General features: G+C 35.8%; 2 pseudogenes. Both read left to right on the forward strand.

Going from position 1 to position 1,292, the window contains the following annotated elements:
- Positions 1 to 86 precede the first annotated feature (86 nt).
- Positions 87 to 882, forward strand: a pseudogene (locus ASU00_RS24920) (IS3 family transposase); the annotation flags it as partial.
- Between the two features lie 96 nt (positions 883 to 978).
- Positions 979 to 1,255, forward strand: a pseudogene (locus ASU00_RS26570) (transposase); the annotation flags it as partial.
- Between the last annotated feature and the right edge of the window lie 37 nt (positions 1,256 to 1,292).

Consider the following 1,292-nt stretch of genomic DNA (forward strand, 5'->3'; position numbering starts at 1 on the left):
TAGAGTGACCCAGTAAAGTGAGACAAGGAAAAAACACCCCTTGAGTCGTATTAGTTATCTAAACGATTTTGGAGGTGTTTTTCTTTATGGGCACAAGAGTTCACTACCCCGAGGAAGTAAAGTGGCAAGCTGTAGAATTAAAGTTACAAGGAATGAGTAATAAAGCAATAATGAAACAGTTAGGAATCAAAAATGTATCCCAGATTAAAACATGGAAGAAATGGCATGATGAAGGGCAAACCCATCGATTCTCTCAGCCTGTAGGAAAACAATATACGTATGGAAAAGGACCCGCTGGTTTAAGTGAAAAAGATGCTTTAAAACAAGAGAATAAGCAATTAAAAGCACAGTTGGAAATCTTAAAAAAGTACCAAGAGATCGAGAGGAGTTGGAGCCACAAATTGTTGTACAAGTAGTCAAGGAACTGTCTTCCATGTACAAAATCGTTGATATATTAGCAGTATTAGAAGTACCTAAGGCCACCTATTATAGGTGGAAGAAAAAGTATACAAGATCCGTTATGAGCCCACTTGAAGAAGTAGTCGTTCTCCTTTGCGGAGAGAGTCATTTTCATTATGGTCATAGGAAAATCAAGGCTCTTCTAAAAAGAAGACATGGAATAGAAGTTAATCGAAAAACAGTTCAAAAGATCATGCAGAAATATCAAGTGCAGTGTCAAATTAAAGTTAAACGACCAAAATATTTAAATGGTGAGAGTAACATTGTGGTGAAAAATATCCTAAATAGAGAATTCACAGCTGCCAAGCCTAATGAGAAATGGGTAACGGACATCACTTATTTACCGTATGGATCAAAAATGTTGTATTTATCAACAATCATAGACCTTTATAATAACGAGATTGTAACCTACAAAGTGAGTGANGACTCAGGATGTAGATCTGGTTAAAAATACACTTAGTGAAGCTGTAGAGAAAAGAAAACCAAAAGATGGGTTACTGATTCATACTGATCAAGGNNTTCTGTTTATACATCTTATGTTTTTCAAAATTTAGCTAAAGAAAAAGGCATCATCACAAGCATGTCCCGAAAAGGAAACTGCCATGATAATGCCGTCATAGAATCCTTTCACTCCTCGCTAAAGTCGGAAGGATTCAACACTCAAAGAAGAGCATCTATATCTAATTCTAAAGTAGTGCAAATGGTAAATCAATACATGTATTATTATAACCAAATACGTATTCAGGCAAAATTAAACTACCTGTCTCCAATTGAGTTTGGAGAGCAGGCAGCATAAGTGTTTTTTCTAAGTCTCAATTCGATGGGTCAGTTCA

This window comes from Peribacillus muralis (assembly GCF_001439925.1).
GTDB lineage: Bacteria > Bacillota > Bacilli > Bacillales > DSM-1321 > Peribacillus > Peribacillus muralis.